The 16,867-nt window shown below is 63.9% G+C and carries 13 protein-coding genes; 3 read left to right on the top strand and 10 right to left on the bottom strand.

The genetic code is table 11. The features are described from left to right. Positions 1 to 291: 291 nt before the first annotated feature. Positions 292 to 702, bottom strand: coding sequence for a tetratricopeptide repeat protein (locus OPU69_RS06130; RefSeq protein WP_060978733.1), 411 nt, complete (start codon positions 700 to 702; stop codon positions 292 to 294). Between the two features lie 208 nt (positions 703 to 910). Here OPU69_RS06130 and OPU69_RS06125 point away from each other — a divergent pair, with 208 nt between their 5' ends. Beyond that, positions 911 to 2,596, top strand: coding sequence for an alkaline phosphatase D family protein (locus OPU69_RS06125; RefSeq protein WP_498509791.1), 1,686 nt, complete (start codon positions 911 to 913; stop codon positions 2,594 to 2,596). A 162-nt stretch (positions 2,597 to 2,758) separates the two neighbouring features. After that, entirely contained in the window at positions 2,759 to 4,957 is a 2,199-nt protein-coding gene (locus OPU69_RS06120) for a M13 family metallopeptidase (RefSeq protein WP_060978735.1), read from the top strand. Between the two features lie 76 nt (positions 4,958 to 5,033). Here the strand turns inward: OPU69_RS06120 and OPU69_RS06115 are convergent, their stop codons facing one another. The 7 genes from OPU69_RS06115 to OPU69_RS06085 form a co-directional block, all read right to left on the bottom strand. Beyond that, complete coding sequence (locus tag OPU69_RS06115) at positions 5,034 to 5,348, bottom strand: HPF/RaiA family ribosome-associated protein (RefSeq protein WP_060978736.1); 315 nt, start codon at positions 5,346 to 5,348, stop codon at positions 5,034 to 5,036. Positions 5,349 to 5,351: 3 nt separating this feature from the next. Then, entirely contained in the window at positions 5,352 to 5,588 is a 237-nt protein-coding gene (locus tag OPU69_RS06110) for a hypothetical protein (RefSeq protein WP_060978737.1), read from the bottom strand. A 281-nt stretch (positions 5,589 to 5,869) separates the two neighbouring features. Next, positions 5,870 to 7,273, bottom strand: coding sequence for a PQQ-dependent sugar dehydrogenase (locus tag OPU69_RS06105; RefSeq protein WP_060978738.1), 1,404 nt, complete (start codon positions 7,271 to 7,273; stop codon positions 5,870 to 5,872). Between the two features lie 41 nt (positions 7,274 to 7,314). Then, positions 7,315 to 8,046, bottom strand: coding sequence for a proteasome-type protease (locus OPU69_RS06100; RefSeq protein WP_060978739.1), 732 nt, complete (start codon positions 8,044 to 8,046; stop codon positions 7,315 to 7,317). A gap of 222 nt (positions 8,047 to 8,268) precedes the next feature. Next, positions 8,269 to 9,084 carry a transglutaminase family protein gene (locus OPU69_RS06095; protein ID WP_498509788.1) on the bottom strand — a complete coding sequence of 272 codons (816 nt, stop codon included), beginning with the start codon at positions 9,082 to 9,084 and terminating at the stop codon, positions 8,269 to 8,271. Positions 9,085 to 9,120: 36 nt separating this feature from the next. Then, positions 9,121 to 10,062, bottom strand: coding sequence for an alpha-E domain-containing protein (locus OPU69_RS06090; protein ID WP_498509786.1), 942 nt, complete (start codon positions 10,060 to 10,062; stop codon positions 9,121 to 9,123). 31 nt (positions 10,063 to 10,093) lie between these two features. Continuing rightward, positions 10,094 to 11,521 (bottom strand): circularly permuted type 2 ATP-grasp protein, encoded by a 1,428-nt coding sequence (locus tag OPU69_RS06085; protein ID WP_498509784.1) that lies wholly within the window; start codon positions 11,519 to 11,521, stop codon positions 10,094 to 10,096. 155 nt (positions 11,522 to 11,676) lie between these two features. Here OPU69_RS06085 and OPU69_RS06080 point away from each other — a divergent pair, with 155 nt between their 5' ends. Further along, on the top strand, positions 11,677 to 12,804 hold the full coding sequence (locus OPU69_RS06080) for a DUF2891 domain-containing protein (RefSeq protein ID WP_498509782.1): 1,128 nt from the start codon (positions 11,677 to 11,679) through the stop codon (positions 12,802 to 12,804). Between the two features lie 290 nt (positions 12,805 to 13,094). Here OPU69_RS06080 and clpB read toward each other — a convergent pair whose 3' ends face one another. Both clpB and OPU69_RS06070 read right to left on the bottom strand, forming a co-directional pair. Then, positions 13,095 to 15,674: an ATP-dependent chaperone ClpB gene (gene clpB / locus OPU69_RS06075; protein ID WP_498509780.1), complete on the bottom strand. Its 2,580-nt coding sequence runs from the start codon at positions 15,672 to 15,674 to the stop codon at positions 13,095 to 13,097. Positions 15,675 to 15,773: 99 nt separating this feature from the next. Continuing rightward, entirely contained in the window at positions 15,774 to 16,661 is an 888-nt protein-coding gene (locus tag OPU69_RS06070; protein WP_060978745.1) for an HpcH/HpaI aldolase/citrate lyase family protein, read from the bottom strand. Positions 16,662 to 16,867 lie beyond the last annotated feature (206 nt).

Below are 16,867 nucleotides of genomic sequence, written 5' to 3'. Positions count from 1 at the left end.
CATGACAGAGCAGCGACAGGAATATGACTCTTTGGAGTCTTATGTGAAAATTGTGCGACAAACGCCGCGCCCGAGTGACAAAACTCTTGGTTTTCGGCGCGTTAGGCCAATGGCCTGAGCGGCGGACAGGGCATTGCAAACAATTGCCGCGCGCACGGGCGGCGTGCAGATGAAGCGATTATGCGTGCCTTGCGTGGCCAATGTGTCACATTGGCTCATCCACAAGACAAGACCCGACCGGATTGTCTCCGGCCGGGTCGGTTCTGTCAGCCCCTGATGGGCGGAGCGCGATCAGCGGCTGGCATAGCCCTGGTCGAGACGACGCAGCGCGTGCCGTGCAGCGACGCGGCTGTCCATCACCCGCCCATCGGACAGGATCACGTCGAACGAGCGCTCGGCATCGATCGCGGCCTGATAATGGCTGCGCGCCTGGGCGAGATCGCCCATCTTGGCATAGGCCAGACCCATGTTGATCAGCCGGGCGGGATCGCGCCGGGCGGAAGGAGAAACCTGTTGCTCGGCCGCCTGCATCTGTTCGAGCGCGACCGGATAATTGCCCTTGAGCAGCGCGGCATAGCCGAGCGAGCCGCTCTCATAGCCGATTTCGTTCGCCGCCGCCCGGTTCTGCACAGGCTGGGCAATCGCCGGAGCAGCCATACCGAGGGCGGCCAGCGCCGCGAATGTGATAACTTTGGTGTTCATGTCAGCATATCCTTTCCGTGTGTGACGAGTGAAATGCTACGCTTATGTGACACCCATGGCAATATGAATGTCACATAAATTACTCCTTAATGTCATATTTCTGTAATTTTCACGGACTGGACGATTGTCACACGCCCGCAATGTCCCTTGACCAAAAGGCGCCCGCGCTGTCCGATGGACGCAAACACAACACGAGAGGGGCCTGCCCATGACCATGACGATCGATCGCCGACTGCTGCTCAAGGCCGGAACCTTCGGGCTTGCGGCGCTTTCGCTGCCCGGCGCAGCGCTCGCCTTTGCATCGGCCCGCGGCTTCACCCATGGCGTGGCGAGCGGCGAGCCCTCCGCCGATTCGGTGCTGCTGTGGACGCGCTATGTCGCAGACAATGACGCGCGCCTCACCGCCGAGCTCTCCGCGACGTCTGATTTTGCGAAGGTTGTCGGCGGCGGATCGGTGACGGCCAGCGGCGCGCGCGATCATATCGCCAAGATCACGGTGCGCGGCCTCAAGCCCGGCAGCTGGTATTATTACCGCTTCGTGGCCGCAGACGGATCCAAGTCGCCCGTGGGCCGCACGCGCACCTTGCCGAAGGGCGAAACGCAGGCGTTCAATCTTGGCGTCTTTTCCTGCTCCAACCTGCCCTTCGGCTGGTTCAACGCCTATGGCCATGCGGCTGCGCGCAAGGATATCGACCTCGCGCTGCACCTGGGCGATTATATCTACGAATATGGCCCGGACGTGTACCCGACGCGCACGCAGGCGCTGGCCGGTCGTCTGGTCCAGCCCGATCACGAGATGATCACGCTCGCCGACTATCGCCTGCGCTATGCCAGCTACAGGCTCGATCCCGATCTGCAGGCGCTGCACCAGAGCGTGCCGATGATCGCAATGTGGGACGATCACGAGATTGCCAACGACGCCTGGAAGGGTGGCGCGCAGAACCATCAGGACGGGGTCGAGGGCGACTATGCCACCCGCCGCCGCATTGCCGAGCAGGTCTATCGCGAATGGATGCCGGTGGCCGACCTCAGCCCCGCCGATACGCTGTGGACCAGCTATCAGATCGGCAATCTCGCGACGATCATCCGCACCGAAAGCCGCCTGTCGGGCCGCGACAAGCCCGCCGAGCTGGCCGAGGCCTTTGCCGGTGGCGGCGATCTGGCCAAGGCGCTGGCGAAATTCCGCGACGAGACCTGGATGGACCCGAGCCGCCACATGCTGGGCGACGACCAGGCGCGCTGGCTGGGCGAGCAGTTCAAGGCATCGAAGGCATCGGGCACGCGCTGGCAGGTCTGGGCGCAGCAATGCGTGATGGGGTCGATGAAGCTGCCGATGGAAACCGCCGATTGGGTGCCAAAGGATGCGCCCGAGATCGTGCGCACCCGCTCGGCCGCCGGCCTCGCCGCGAGCAAGGCGGGGCTGCCGTTCAACATGGACGCCTGGGACGGCTATCCGGTCCAGCGCGAGGCGCTGCTCAAGTCGGCCCAGGCCGCGGATGCCGATCTGGTCGTGCTGTCGGGCGACAGCCACAACGCCTGGGGCTTCGATCTGGCCGCCGATGGCAAGCCGGCGGGCGTCGAATTCGCCGGCCATTCGGTCAGCTCGCCGGGCTTCGAGACCTATGCGCCGACGGTATCGCCCAAGGATGTCGCGGGCGCACTCATCCGCGGCAACCCGCAGCTCAAATGGGCCGATACCAGCAGCCGCGGCTACATGACCGTGAACCTGACCCAGGATCGTGCGACGTCGAACTGGCATGCGATGCGCACCATCCGCGAACATACGCTTGACCTTGCCGGAACCGAAAGCCGCAGCGTGCTGCCGGGCCGCAAGGTCCTGGCCGAGCCCGGCTGGTCGCGCTGGAGCCCTGCGGACGCCACGCTGTCGGTCTGATCGTCCAAGCCGTTTGTCGACGACAAACGACCGCCTGCCGAAAAGCTTTGCAGCCCCTGGGGGGTCAGATTACGTTTGAAACCATCATCGCCTCCCGCACGCTGCGGGTCGATGGCAAGCGCCCGTATGTCCGGGCCTTCAGACACCATCCGGGGAGCTAAAATGGTCAAGAATTTCCTGCTTGCGTCCGCTGCGCTGGTCGCACTCGCGGCGGCACCCGCCCAGGCGCATGAGCACGATGCCCAGCCGGGCGATATCGATACGCTGATCGAGGCCGAAGCCGCGGGCGATACCGCCAGCGGCGGCACCACCGATGCGGAAGGCATCACCACCACCGCGCGCGATTTCTGGGGCACCTGGGGCGTCGACACGACGCTGATGAACCCCGCGGTCAAGCCGGGCGACGATTTCTACGCCTATGTCAACGGCAAGTGGCTCGACACGTTCGAGATCCCGGCCGACCGCGCGCGCTATGGTGCCTTCACCCTGCTCGCCGAAAAGTCCGAGCAGCGCGTGCGCAAGATCATCGACGAGCTCGCGGCGACCAAGCCCGCGATCGACACCGGAGCCGGCAAGGTCGCCGCGTTCTACAACGCCTATCTCGATACCGCCGCGATCGATGCTGCCGGCCTTGCCCCTGCCCAGCCCTATCTCGACAAGATCAAGGCGGTGAAGACCCGCGAGGATCTGGCCAAGCTGTTCGGCACGCCCGGCTTCCGCAGCCCGGTGGCCGGTTTCGTCGACATCGATTCCAAGCAGACCGACAAGTATATCTTCCAGGTCACCCAGGCGGGCCTCGGCATGCCCGACCGCGACTATTATCTCGTCGACAGCGAGGCGAACCTCAAGGTCCGCGCCGCCTATATGCAGTATCTGACCTTCCTGCTCGGCAAGGCAGGCTATGCCGACCCGGCCAAGGCGGCGCAGATGGTCTATGACCTCGAAAAGGCGATCGCGACCGAGCATTGGGACCGCGCCATCGGCCGCAACCGCAACATCACCTATAACAAGCTGAGCAAGGCCGAAATGCTCGCGCTGGGCAACGGCTTCCCGGTCGAGACCTTCATCAAGACCGTGGGTGTCGATGGACAGCAGGAATATGTCGTGCGCCAGCTCAGCCCGACCGCCGAAGAAATCGCGACGGAGAAGCTGACCCCCGAACAGGTGGCGAAGCTGGGCAGCGGCATTCCCGGCCTGTTCAAGCTCGCCAACACCGCGCCGATCGAGGCCTGGCAGGCCTGGCTGGCAGCCGGCTTCCTTTCGAACGCTGCCAGCGTGCTGCCTTCGGACATCGATGCCGCCAATTTCGCGTTCTACGGCACCGTGCTCGGCGGCCAGAAGCAGCAGCGCGAGCGCTGGCAGCGCGGCGTCGCCGCGGTCGAGGGATCGATGGGCGAGATCGTCGGCAAGATCTATGCGGACCGCTATTTCCCGGCGGAAAACAAGGCCGCGATGGACGAGCTGGTCGGCAACCTCCGCAAGGCGATGGCCGCCAATCTCAACGACATCAAGTGGATGGGCGAGGCGACCAAGGTCGAGGCGCGGCAGAAGCTCGCCAAGTTCACCCCCAAGATCGGCTATACCGAAAAGTTCGAAACCTATGACACGCTGACGATCATGCCGGGCAAGGCGCTCGACAATGCGATCGCGGCGGGCACCTGGGCCTATCGAGACAATCTGTCCAAGCTCGGCAAGCCGATCGACAAGACCGAATGGTTCATGCTGCCGCAGACGGTGAACGCCTATTATTCGCCGCCGCGCAACGAGATCGTCTTCCCCGCGGCGATCCTGCAGCCGCCCTTCTTCAACCTGTCGGCGGACCCGGCGGTGAATTACGGCGCGATTGGCGGTGTCATTGGCCATGAAATGGGCCATGGCTTTGACGACCAGGGTTCCAAGTCTGATGGCGACGGCGTGCTGCGCGATTGGTGGACGCCCGAAGATCAGGCCAATTTCAAGAAGCTGACCAGCGCGCTCGTCGCCCAGTACAGCGCGCTTTGCCCGCTCGACGATGGCAAGACCTGCGTCAACGGCGCGCTGACGCTCGGCGAGAATATCGGCGATGTCGGCGGGCTCTCGATGGCCTATCGCGCATACAAGATCCACCTCAACGGCAAGGAAGACAAGGTGATCGACGGGCTGACCGGCGACCAGCGATTCTTCATGGCCTGGGCGCAAGTATGGCGGAACAAGTCGCGCGACGAATATCTGCGCCAGCAGCTCAACACCGATCCGCACTCGCCGCCCAACTATCGCGCCAACGGCACCGTTCGCAATTTCGACGAATGGTACAAGGCGTTCAACGTCAAGCCAGGTGACGCGCTCTACCTGCCGCCGGAACAGCGCATCCGCATCTGGTAAGCGCGTTGGTCTGACACAAGAAAGGCCCGCTGTCATTGCCGTGACAGCGGGCCTTTTTCGTTGGAATTTATGGCAATCAGTGCGTGCGCAACTTGCCGAAATGCGTATCGAGCAGCGCCTGCATCTTGTCCGAGGCGTCGCGGATCGCGCTCTCGACCTGCCCCGCATTGCCCTTGACCGTCACCGGTTTGCCGCCCTCTGGCCGCGCCTCGAGCGTGCAGACGATATCGTCGCTGCCGCCCTTGGGGCCGTTCACGTCGGCGAGATGGACCTCGACGCGCGACAGGCGACCCGAAAAGCGGTTCAGCCGCGACTGGATGATTTCTTCGGCCTGGGCCGCCAGCGCTTCATCGCCGGTAATGCGATTGTCGGTGTTGAACTGGATATGCATGGATCAGCGGACCTTTCTGGAACGTTCGAGAACCGGGCGATGGCCTTCGGCGTCGAGAGCGCCCATCGGCGGGTCGTGATCGCTTGGGCCGTCGATGCGGCCCTGATGTGCGGTATCGGTCTGGCGATCCAGATATTCCGGATCGTCGCGCTGCGCATCCTGCTCTTTCAGCTTGAGCGCCTTCTCCGCCAGGCGCACCTGATCGGGCGCGGGCGAGGTATTTTCGTTTGTATCGGTCATGCAGGATTTACGCGGGAGATGGGCGCACGTTCCTGCTTTTCACGCCCAATTCTCATGCTCGCTGCAGGAGCGAGAGGGAGTGTCAGAAATATCTCCTCCCCCTTGATGGGGGAGGCTGCGGAGACTTGGCTGCTTGCAGCCTATGTCGCAGCGGTGGGGGTGATGGTGCGTTTAAATGATTGGGTTCGATGGCTCATTGGCTGCCTGATCCGGCGCGATCACCCCCACCCCACCCTCCCCCATCAAGGAGGAGGGCTTTGGGAAGCGATCGCCAACGAAGCTCAGCGCATCGCGGTCTCGACCGGCCTTGCTTTGACCTGCGGGTTGCTTACCCGCCAGACGATGCCCGAGACGTCATCGGTGACCAGCAGCGCGCCCTTGCTGTCGATTGTGACATCGGTCGGGCGGCCCTTGGCATCGCCGCTCTTGGTCAGGAAGCCCGAGAGTATGTTGACCGGCAACCCGCTGATGACCTTGCCCTTGGCATCGCGCGTGACTGCGGGGCGACCGTTCTCTCCGAACGGAACGAACACCACCTTGTAGCCCGAGGCGGGCTTGCGGTTCCACGATCCGTGCAACGCAACGAACGCGCCATTGGCAAAGCCGGTACCCAGGGCCGCCTTGCTCGCAAAGGTCAGGCCCAGCGGCGCGACATGCGTGCCGAGCGCGTAATCGGGACGCCGGGTATATTCGCGCAGCTCGGGACGGCGCGGCTCGACGCGGAAATCCTCGTAACCACCCCAGTAATTCCACGGCCAGCCAAAATGCATGCCGGCTTCCACCTTGGTGAGGTAGTCAGGGACGAGGTCCGATCCCAGCATGTCGCGTTCGTTGACCACCGTCCAAAGCGCGTCCGAATTGGGCTCCCACGCCATGCCGACCGGGTTGCGCAGACCGACCGCAAAGTCGCGCTTCTTGCCGGTCGCGAGGTCGAGTTCGATGATCCGCGCGCGGCCCTTCTCGACCTCGAGCCCCTTTTCGGCGACGTTCGACGCTGAGCCGATCGCCACATAGAGCTTGGTGCCATCTTCATTGGCGATTAGGTTGCGCGTCCAGTGGTTGTTGGGCTTCTGCGCGGGCAGGCTCAGCACCTTGCGCCCCTTGGCGGTGATCTTCGTCTGCCCTTCGGAATAGGGAAAGGCCATGACTGCGTCGGTGTTCGCGACATAGAGCGTGTCGCCGATCAGCACCATGCCATAAGGCGAGTTCAGTCCTTCGAGAAACGGCGTCTTGGTCTCGGCCTTGCCGTCGCCATCGCTGTCGCGCAGCAGCGAGATGCGGTTGGCCGATTTGACGCCCGCGCCCGCCTTGTTCATCAGCAGGCGCATCACCATGCCTTCGATGCCGGGATTTTCGCGCGGCGGGCTGTTGGTTTCGGCGACCAGCACATCGCCATTGGGCAGCACCAGCATCGATCGCGGATGATCGAGCCCATCGGCAAAACGCGCCACCTGCAGCCCTTCGGCCGCCTTGGGGGCTTCGTTCGGGCCCCAGGGCTTCACATCGGCAACGTTGATCGTCGGGAAGATTTCCTTGCGCGGCGCGGTGATTTCCGGCGACGGGCCGCTGACCTCGGCGATATCGAGCTGCGCCTTGTCACCGCTCAGGAAATACCAGCCGGCACCCCCGACAACCGCTGTCGTGAGGCCCAGAAAAATGAGGATGTTGCGCGTCTTGGTTTTCATGGCCCCAAATTAGGGCGCAGCCCCAGCGGGCGCAAGCGGCATCACCCGGTATAATCGGGCAGTGAGTGGAACGCGCTCTTCAGGGCATCGCTCCACTGGTCGGCGATCAGGTTGTAATAGGGATCGCTCGCCTGAATGCGCCGGTTGCGCCCGGCAAAGCTGTTGGCGGCATAGATCTGCAGATCGAGCGGCAGCGCCACCGACAGGTTTGCCTTGATCGTCGAATCGAACGACACCATCAGCAGCTTGATCGCGTCATGAAACGACATGTCGCGATCATAAGCGCGCACCAGAATGGGGCGCCCGTATTTGGTCTCGCCGATCTGGAAGAAGGGCGTGTCGTCGCCCGCCTCGATGAAATTGCCCTCGGGGTAGATCATGAACAGCTTGGGCTCCATGCCGTTGATCTGGCCGCCCACGATGATCGAGGCACTGAACGTGGAAGACGCGCTTTCTCCCGCAATCGCGCGCGTCCGCGCAATCTCGTCGCGCAACGTCTCGCCGATGATCCGCGCGACCTGGAACATGGTCGGCGCTTCCATGATCGAAGGCTTGCGCTCGGCTGGAGCCTTGGTCCGTTCCTCGAGCACGCTGATCACACCCTGAGTGGTCGCAAGATTGCCCGCCGTCATCAGTGTTATGTAGCGATCGCCCGGCTTTTCCCAGGTGAACATCTTCTTGAACGTGCTGATATTGTCGACGCCCGAGTTCGTCCGGGTGTCCGACATGAACACCAGCCCCTTGTCCAGGCGCATCCCGACGCAATATGTCATAGGAGCGTCCTCCCCCTTCATTCGCATGACGCGCATAAGGCGTTAAGCGCAACAATCGGTCAAGCGGCAATGGGCTTTGTGGAAAAGTCGGGTTGCGCTGCCCGCTGCGCCATCAACACCGTCATTCCCGCGAACGCGGGAATCCCGCTTCTGTTGCCTTGCCGATGAAAATAGCAGGACCTCCGCCTTCGCGGGGGTGATGGGCCAAGCACAGTAGTGGTTCTACTGCTGGACCTGCTGCACCTGCAGCGTCACCGTCATCGCCTCGTTGCCGCGCCCGAAGGTAATGCCCGCGATCGGCGCGGCCTCGCGATAATCGAGCCCGGTCGCGACGCGGACATAACGCTCGTCGGGCGAATAGCCGTTGGAGACATCGAACCCGACCCAGCCGAGGCCATGCGCATGAACCTCTGCCCAGCCGTGCCCGGCATCCTGATCGACCCGGTCGTTCATCAGCAGATAGCCGCTGACATAGCGCGCCGGATAGCCCAGCATGCGCGCGAGCGTGATGAACAGATGCGCATGGTCCTGGCACACGCCGTGCCCGGCGTTCAGCGCCTCTTCCGCAGTCGTGGTAACGCCGGTCTGCCCGACCTGATAGGCCACCGCACCGCGCACCAGTGCCGACAGCGCGTGTAGCCGCGGCGCATCGCCGCTGCTGGTGCCGGGGTCCTCGAACTGGCGCAGCAGCTTGCGGATCGCGGGGCCCGGCCTGGTGAACGGGGTCTCCCGCTTGAAATACCAGAGCGGCGCCGAGCCGATATGCTGGCCGACCATCCCGGCATGATCGCTGGTCTCGACCTCGCCCTCGCACTGGATGATGATCTCATGCTGGTCGGGATCGAAGCTGAACAGCTCGACATGGTTGTTGTGGTGATCGTAGAATTCGACCTGCTTGGTGCCGCCATCGACATTGGTCGTCCAGCGGATCACCTTCTGCCCGTGCGAATCCTTGGGGATCATGCGCAGCCGCTGCAACGCATAGGGCATCGGCGTGTCGTAATGATAGCTTGTCCGATGGACGATGTGCAGCCGCATGAGTGACCCGTAACCCCTGTAAAATTCCGCCCCGCCTCAATGATAGAAGCGGAATTCCTGCTCGATCTGCGCCGAGATGCTGTTGTTGCGCTTGATGAAATCCTGGATGAACTGGTGCAGCCCATTATCGACGATCATGTCGATATTGGTGTTGGCCAGTTCCTGGCTGAGCCCTGCGGCCTGGTGGAAGCTGTCGCCTGCCCCGCCATATTCGCGCGCGATCGCTTCGAGCGCGCTCGCCATCCGGCTGGCACAGAAGGACAGCGAGCGCGGCATCACCTGGTCGAGGATCATGAACTGCGCGATGTTGCGCGGGTTCGTCTCGCCAGGGTTCAGCCAGCGGAACGCCCGATAGGCCGAGACCGAGCGCAGGATCGTCTCCCATTGCACATTGTCGAGGCTCGACCCGACATAGGACAGCGACGGCAGCAGCACGTAATATTTGACGTCGAGGATGCGTGCGGTGCTGTCCGCACGCTCGACGAACGTGCCCAATTGCGCGAAGAAATAGATGTCGTTGCGCATCATCGTGCCGCTCTGCGCACCGCGCACCTGCGCACTCTGCTGGCGGATGAGGCTGAGCACATCGGGCAGCTCGTTATCCGAAATCTGGGTGCGCAGCGCCTCTTTCAGCGTCATCCAGCATTCGTTGGTCGCCTCCCACACCTCACGGGTCAGCGCGGTGCGCACCAGCCGGGCGTTGTTGCGCGCCGCCTCGATCACCGACAGCACGCTCGACGGATTGGTCTTGTCGCGCAACAGGAAGTTGATGACGCTCGAGCCATCGACCTTGTCGTAACGCTGGGCATAGGCCTGACGCACGCCGGCCGTGGTCAGCACCGAGGCCCATTCGTCCTCGGCGGCTTCCGATCGCGTCAATGCGATGCGGAAACCGGCGTCGACCAGCCGCGCGATATTCTCGCTGCGCTCGAGATAGCGCTGCATCCAGAACAGGCCGCCTGCGGTCTTGCCCAGCATCAGCGCGCCTCCTTGATCTTGGCACCGGCGGTCATTCGTCGAGCACCCAGCTGTCCTTGGTGCCGCCGCCCTGGCTCGAATTGACCACCAGCGATCCTTTCTTGAGCGCGACGCGCGTCAGCCCGCCGGGCGTGATGTCGATGCCATTGGGCGAGACGAGCACGAAGGGCCTCAGGTCCACATGGCGCGGGGCGAGCCCCTGGCGCGTCATGATCGGCACGGTCGATAGCGAGAGCGTCGGCTGCGCGATATAATTACCAGGCCGCGCCTTGAGTTTTGCACGGAAGGCAGCGATTTCCTTGCGGCTCGCCGCCGGTCCGACCAGCATGCCGTAGCCGCCCGATCCGTGGACTTCTTTGACCACCAGTTCGTGCAGATGCTCCATCACATAGGCGAGCGAATCCGTTTCCGAGCAGCGCCAGGTCGGCACGTTCTCGAGGATCGCCTTTTCGCCGGTATAGAATTCGACGATTTCGGGCATGTAGCTGTAGATCGCCTTGTCGTCCGAAATCCCGGTGCCGGGCGCATTGGCGATGGTGATGCCGCCTGCACGGTACACGTCCATGATGCCCGGAACGCCGAGCGCGGAATCGGGGCGGAAGGTGAGCGGATCGAGAAAATCGTCATCGACGCGGCGATAGAGCACATCGATCGCGCGATAACCCTGCGTCGTGCGCATCGCCACCCGGCCATCGACCACGCGCAGGTCATGCCCCTCGACCAGTTCCGCCCCCATCTGGTCGGCGAGGAAGCTGTGCTCGAAATAGGCGCTGTTGTGGATGCCGGGCGTGAGCACCGCGATCTCGGGCGGGCCGTTGCATGCGCGTGGCGCGCTGGCGGCGAGCGAGCGGCGCAGCTTGCGCGGATAGTCCGACACCTCGCGCACCCGCACCTTGCGGAACAGCTCCGGGAACATGTGCAGCATCGTCTCGCGATTTTCGAGCATGTACGATACGCCCGACGGGGTGCGTGCATTGTCCTCGAGCACATAGAACTGGTCGGGCCCGGTGCGGACGATATCGACGCCAATGATATGCGTGTAGATGCCGCCGGGCGGGTCCATGCCGATCATCTGCGGCAGAAACGCCTCGTTCTTCGCGATCAGCTCGACCGGGATACGGCCCGCGCGCAGGATTTCCTGGCGGTGATAGATATCGTGCAGGAACGCGTTGATCGCGCGCACGCGCTGCTCGATGCCGCGGCTGAGGCGCGCCCATTCGCGGCCCGAGATGATGCGCGGCACGATGTCGAACGGGATCAGCCGTTCGCTCGCCTCTTCCTCGCCATAAACCGCGAAGGTGATGCCGGTGCGGCGGAAGAAATTCTCCGCATCGCGCGCCTTGGTGCGGAGGCGGGATGCATCCTGGGCGCCATACCATTCGCAAAATTCGCTATAGGGAGCGCGCACCGAACCATCGGGCAGCAGCATCTCGTCAAAGTGCGGTTTATCCCCTGTCATTGACATAAGATGTGACAGCTATTGTGCAGTGCCGCAAGACAGGAAATGCGCCGCCATCGCGGTCATCCTTTCAGTCGATTTCGTGGCTTGCGATCCTTGTCTTGGCCCCGCTTCTGGTGTGTATTCGCTCAAGGACGCTGGAAAGGGACACGGCATTGAGAAACTGGACGGGGCTGGCACTGGCCGGCGTTTTGCTGATCGCGGGTTGCGGATCGCCCGGAACGAGGAGCGAGGAAGAAGCCGTCGCGATCCCCGAGGCGCGGCCCGATGCGGTGAACGATCGCTTCGCCCGACTGGCGCTGACCTGCGTGCACAAGGAATACCCCAACAAGATTTCGCACGTGATGAACGACGACGGCGACGCGAAGCCGCCGCGCGAGCTGACGCCCGCCTTTTACGGCTGTTTCGACTGGCATTCGTCGGTGCACGGCCACTGGCTGCTGGTGCGCATCCTCAAGACCGATTCCAAGTCGCCGATGAAGCCCGCGATCCTCGCCGCGCTGGATCGCAGCTTCACCACGGAGAATATCGCGGCCGAGCTCAAATATATCGAGGGCGAGGGCCGCAAGGGCTTCGAGCGGCCCTATGGCACTGCCTGGTTCCTGCAGCTGGTCGCCGAGCTCGACGAGAGCGAGGACCCGAAGCTCAAGGCCTGGCGCGAGACGCTGCGCCCGCTCGAGCAGAAGATCGTCGGCGAGACCGAGGCTTGGCTGCCCAAGCTCGCCTATCCGATCCGGCTGGGCACGCATAACCAGAGCGCCTTTGCCTTCGGCCTGATGCTCGATTATGCGCGGCGGGTGAAGAACGATGCGTTCGAGAAGCAACTCGTCGCAAAGTCGCTCGAGTTCCACCGCAGCGACGTCAATTGCCCGCTCGCCTATGAACCTTCAGGCGAGGACTTCCTCTCCCCCTGTCTGATGGAGGCCGACCTGATGCGCCGCGTGATGCCGCAGGCCGAATATGCCGCGTGGCTGGCCAAGTTCCTGCCGCAGATCCCGACGGACGGCTCGACCGGCTGGCTCACGCCCGGCGAGGTGCGTGATCCCACCGACGGCAAGCTGGTCCATCTCGACGGCGTCAACCTCTCGCGCGCCTGGGCGATGGAGGGGATCGCTAGCGCGCTGCCGAAGGATGACCCGCGCGTGCCTGCGCTGCTCGCGACCGCGAAGCTGCATGCCGATAGCGGGCTCAAGGCCGTGAGCGACAAGAATTACGAAGGCAGCCACTGGCTGGGCAGCTTCGCGACGTATCTGACGACGAAGCGGGGGATCGCGGGGAGTTAGGTAAAGGCGCCACGCACCCAACCCCGCTCAGCCTGAGCCTTTCGAAGGCCCCGCGCGTCCCATTCCCGCAACACGGCCGTTCTCCGGCGAAAGCCGGAGTCCAAGGGCGGGCTAGCACTGCGCGCGTCCTGGATTCCGGCTTTCGCCGGAAAGCAATATGGCAATATCGCGAGCCTCCGCGCGAGGCCTTCGACAGGCTCAGGCTGAGCGGACGGGGTTTGGAAGGCTTATGACATAGCTCCCCCCCCCCCGTGCTGGCACCCCTCCCGCAAGCGGCAGGGAGAGGTTTGTCACCCCACCGTCAGCACCAGTTGCCCGTCGCCGTCGGTGACGTGCACGGTCGAGCCGTCGGGCACCTCGCCGCGCAGCAGCTTGTCGGCGAGCGCGTCCTGCAGATAGCGCTGGATCGCCCGCTTGAGCGGCCGCGCGCCATAGACCGGATCGTACCCCACCCGGCCGAGCCACTTGCGCGCGCTGTCGGTCAGGTCGATCGTGATCTTGCGGTCCTTGAGCAGCTTCGCCACCCGCGCAACCTGGATGTCGACGATCGGCGCCATATGCTCCTCGCCCAGACGATGGAACAGGATGATCTCGTCGAGCCGGTTGAGGAATTCGGGGCGGAAATGCCCGCGCACCACTTCCATCACCTGCGGCTCGACATCCTTGACCTTCTGGTCCTCGGTCATGCCCGCGAGATACTGGCTGCCCAAGTTCGAGGTGAGGATGATCAGCGTGTTCGAGAAATCGACCGTGCGGCCCTGGCCATCGGTCAGCCGGCCGTCGTCGAGCACCTGCAGCAGCACGTTGAACACATCGGGATGCGCCTTTTCGACCTCGTCGAACAGCACGACCTGATAGGGCCGCCGCCGCACCGCCTCGGTCAGCACGCCGCCTTCCTCATAGCCGACATAGCCCGGAGGCGCGCCGATCAGCCGTGCGACCGCGTGCTTCTCCATGAACTCGCTCATGTCGATGCGCACCATCGCATTGTCGTCGTCGAACAGGAAGCCCGCCAGCGCGCGCGTCAGTTCGGTCTTGCCGACACCCGTGGGGCCGAGGAACAGGAAGCTGCCGAGCGGACGGTTGGGGTCCTGCAACCCTGCGCGCGAGCGCCGAACCGCCTTGGACACCGCTTCGACCGCCGCCTGCTGGCCGATCACGCGCTTGCCGATATGCTCTTCCATGGCGAGCAGCTTCTCGCGCTCGCCCGCGAGCATCCGATCGACCGGAATGCCGGTCCATTTGCTCACCACGGCAGCGATATCGTCCTCGGTCACTTCCTCGCGCAGCATCGCACCCGCCGTCTGGCTCTGTGCCTCGGCCAGCTTGCGCTCGAGTTCGGGAATGCGGCCATAGGACAGCTCGCCTGCCCGCGCGAGATCGCCATTGCGCTGCGCCTGTTCGAGCTCGATGCGCAGAGCGTCGAGCTCTTCCTTGAGCTTCGCCTCGGCATGGATCTTGTCCTTCTCGCCCTGCCAGCGCGTGGTCAGCTCGGCCGATTGCTGTTCCAGCTCGGCCAGGTCCTTCTGCAGCGTGGCGAGGCGATCCTTCGACGCGGCATCGCTTTCCTTGCCCAGCGCCGAAGCCTCGATCTTGAGCTGGATGATCCGCCGGTCGAGCGCCTCGATTTCCTCGGGCTTGCTCTCCACTTCCATGCGGATGCGGCTCGCGGCCTCGTCCATCAGGTCGATCGCCTTGTCGGGCAGGAAGCGGTCCGAGATATAGCGGTTGGAGAGCGTGGCCGCCGCCACCAGCGCATTGTCGGTGATGCGCACGCCATGGTGCAGTTCGTATTTTTCCTTGAGGCCGCGCAGGATCGAGATCGTGTCCTCGACATTGGGCTCGCCGACGAACACCGGCTGGAATCGCCGCTGGAGCGCGGGGTCCTTTTCGACATGCTTCTGATATTCGTCGAGCGTCGTCGCGCCGATGCAGTGCAGTTCGCCGCGCGCCAATGCGGGCTTGAGCAAGTTCGAGGCGTCCATCGCGCCCTCGCCCTTGCCGGCACCGACCAGCGTGTGCATCTCGTCGATGAACAGGATGATCTCGCCCTCGGCGCCCTTGACCTCGTCGAGCACGGCCTTGAGCCGTTCCTCGAACTCGCCGCGATATTTTGCGCCCGCGATCAGCGCGCCCATGTCGAGCGCCATCAGGCGGCGGTCCTTGAGGCTGTCGGGCACGTCGCCATTGGCGATGCGCAGCGCGAGGCCTTCGGCGATCGCGGTCTTGCCGACGCCGGGTTCGCCGATCAGCACAGGATTGTTCTTGGTGCGGCGCGCGAGAATCTGCACGGTGCGGCGGATTTCCTCGTCGCGGCCGATCACCGGGTCGAGCTTGCCCTCGCGCGCGACTGCGGTCAGATCGCGAGCGTATTTCTTCATCGCCTCATAGCTTTCCTCGGCGCTCGCCGAGGTCGCGGTGCGGCCGCCGCGCAGATCATTGATCGCGGTGTTGAGCGCTTCGGGCGTCACGCCCGCCTTGGCCAGCACGTCACCCGCCTTGGTGCCCTTGGCGAGCGCAATGGCGAGCAGCAGCCGCTCGACGGTGACAAAGCTGTCGCCCGCCTTGCTGGCAACCTGTTCGGCGCTGTCGAGCAGGCGCACCGCGTCATTGTCCAGACCCGGCGTCTGTTGCGCGCCACCACCCGAGACGGCAGGCACCTTGGCGAGCAGGGCATCGACCTCCTGCACCGCAGCAGGGGCGTTGCCGCCCGCACGCGCAATCAGGCCCGCGGCCATGCCTTCGGAGTCTTCGAGCAGCGCCTTGAGGATATGCTCCGGGCTGATCCGCTGATGGCTCATCCGAATGGCAACAGTCTGCGCCGATTGCAGGAAGCCTTTGGCGCGGTCGGTAAATTTCTCGAGGTTCATGGGAGTTTCTCCACCCTATCTAGCCCTTGCCACAGACACATAGTGTTGCATCTTTGCAACGCAAGGGGAGCGGTTGCAGAATTTGCGAGAGGGTCGCGTTCAGCCCCGGCCCACGCGCGCCAGCAGCTGCAGCGCGCGCGACAGATGCGGGCGGTCGAGCATGCCGCCCTTGTAGCCGATCGTCCCAGCGCCGGGATGGGCCGCGAACAGGTCGACGATCGCCTGCGCTTCAGCCAGCTCCTCCTCGCTGGGGGTGAAGGCGGAATTGATGACATCGACCTGCGCCGGATGGATCGCGAGCATGCCCGCAAAGCCGTCGCGGCGCACCTTTTCGGCGCGTGCCTTCAGACCATCCAGATCGCGGAAATCGCCCTGGATCGTCTCGATCGCGGCAACCCCTGCAGCGGCTGCGCCGAGCAGGCAAAGGCTGCGCGCGAGCTCATAGGTAAAGCCATAGCTTCCATCGGCATTGCGATTGCTGGCCGCGCCGATCGAATCGGCCAGATCCTCCGCGCCCCAGCTCATCGCGACGAGCCGCGCGGCCCCCTTGTAGTCGCCGGTGGTGAACATCGCCTCGGCCGTTTCGGTGACCAGCGCGATCACCGGGGTCGATCCCTGTTCGATCCCGTTCGCCACCTCGAGCGCAGAGAGATAATGGTCGAGAAGCTCGACATCGTGCCGACCGCGCGCCTTGGGCAGCATGATGCCACCGGGCCGCGCGGGCATGATCGCGGCAAGATCCTGCAGCGTCCAGGGTCCGTCGAGTGGGTTGACCCGCACCCATAGCCGCTCGAGCCCATCGCTTCGGCTGGCCAGCTGGTCACGCACCAGGCTGCGCGCCATCGGCTTGTTTTCGGCCGAGACGGCATCTTCCAGATCGAACAGCGCGATATCGGCGGCACTCTCTGCCGCCTTGGCCATCTTCTTCTCGCTGTCGCCAGGGGCAAACAGCCATGACCGCATCGGAAGGTGGAGCATTTCGGTCATCGCCTCGGGTCCGTTGTAACTTGCGCTTTTTTGACACCTTTACCGCGGCGCTGACCAAGCGCAATCGCCCAGCGAACCCGGACAAGGCTCGCGAGGCGCGGGCAAAGGTTAAAGACCCGATTTCACGCGATAATTGCGCGCATAGCAGTGAATTCTTCGTCGATCGCTCGGCAGGTTTCGTAGCCCGACGCGCAATATTCGATCCG

This window comes from Blastomonas sp. 34TW, assembly GCF_059803595.1.
This window is presented reverse-complemented; position numbering and strand designations above follow the sequence as displayed.

Coding starts and splice junctions, on each gene's coding strand:
- OPU69_RS06130 (WP_060978733.1), bottom strand. CDS start 702: ATGAACACCAAAGTTATCACATTCGCGGCGCTGGCCGCCCTCGGTATG.
- OPU69_RS06125 (WP_498509791.1), top strand. CDS start 911: ATGACCATGACGATCGATCGCCGACTGCTGCTCAAGGCCGGAACCTTC.
- OPU69_RS06120 (WP_060978735.1), top strand. CDS start 2,759: ATGGTCAAGAATTTCCTGCTTGCGTCCGCTGCGCTGGTCGCACTCGCG.
- OPU69_RS06115 (WP_060978736.1), bottom strand. CDS start 5,348: ATGCATATCCAGTTCAACACCGACAATCGCATTACCGGCGATGAAGCG.
- OPU69_RS06110 (WP_060978737.1), bottom strand. CDS start 5,588: ATGACCGATACAAACGAAAATACCTCGCCCGCGCCCGATCAGGTGCGC.
- OPU69_RS06105 (WP_060978738.1), bottom strand. CDS start 7,273: ATGAAAACCAAGACGCGCAACATCCTCATTTTTCTGGGCCTCACGACA.
- OPU69_RS06100 (WP_060978739.1), bottom strand. CDS start 8,046: ATGACATATTGCGTCGGGATGCGCCTGGACAAGGGGCTGGTGTTCATG.
- OPU69_RS06095 (WP_498509788.1), bottom strand. CDS start 9,084: ATGCGGCTGCACATCGTCCATCGGACAAGCTATCATTACGACACGCCG.
- OPU69_RS06090 (WP_498509786.1), bottom strand. CDS start 10,062: ATGCTGGGCAAGACCGCAGGCGGCCTGTTCTGGATGCAGCGCTATCTC.
- OPU69_RS06085 (WP_498509784.1), bottom strand. CDS start 11,521: ATGACAGGGGATAAACCGCACTTTGACGAGATGCTGCTGCCCGATGGT.
- clpB (WP_498509780.1), bottom strand. CDS start 15,674: ATGAACCTCGAGAAATTTACCGACCGCGCCAAAGGCTTCCTGCAATCG.
- OPU69_RS06070 (WP_060978745.1), bottom strand. CDS start 16,661: ATGACCGAAATGCTCCACCTTCCGATGCGGTCATGGCTGTTTGCCCCT.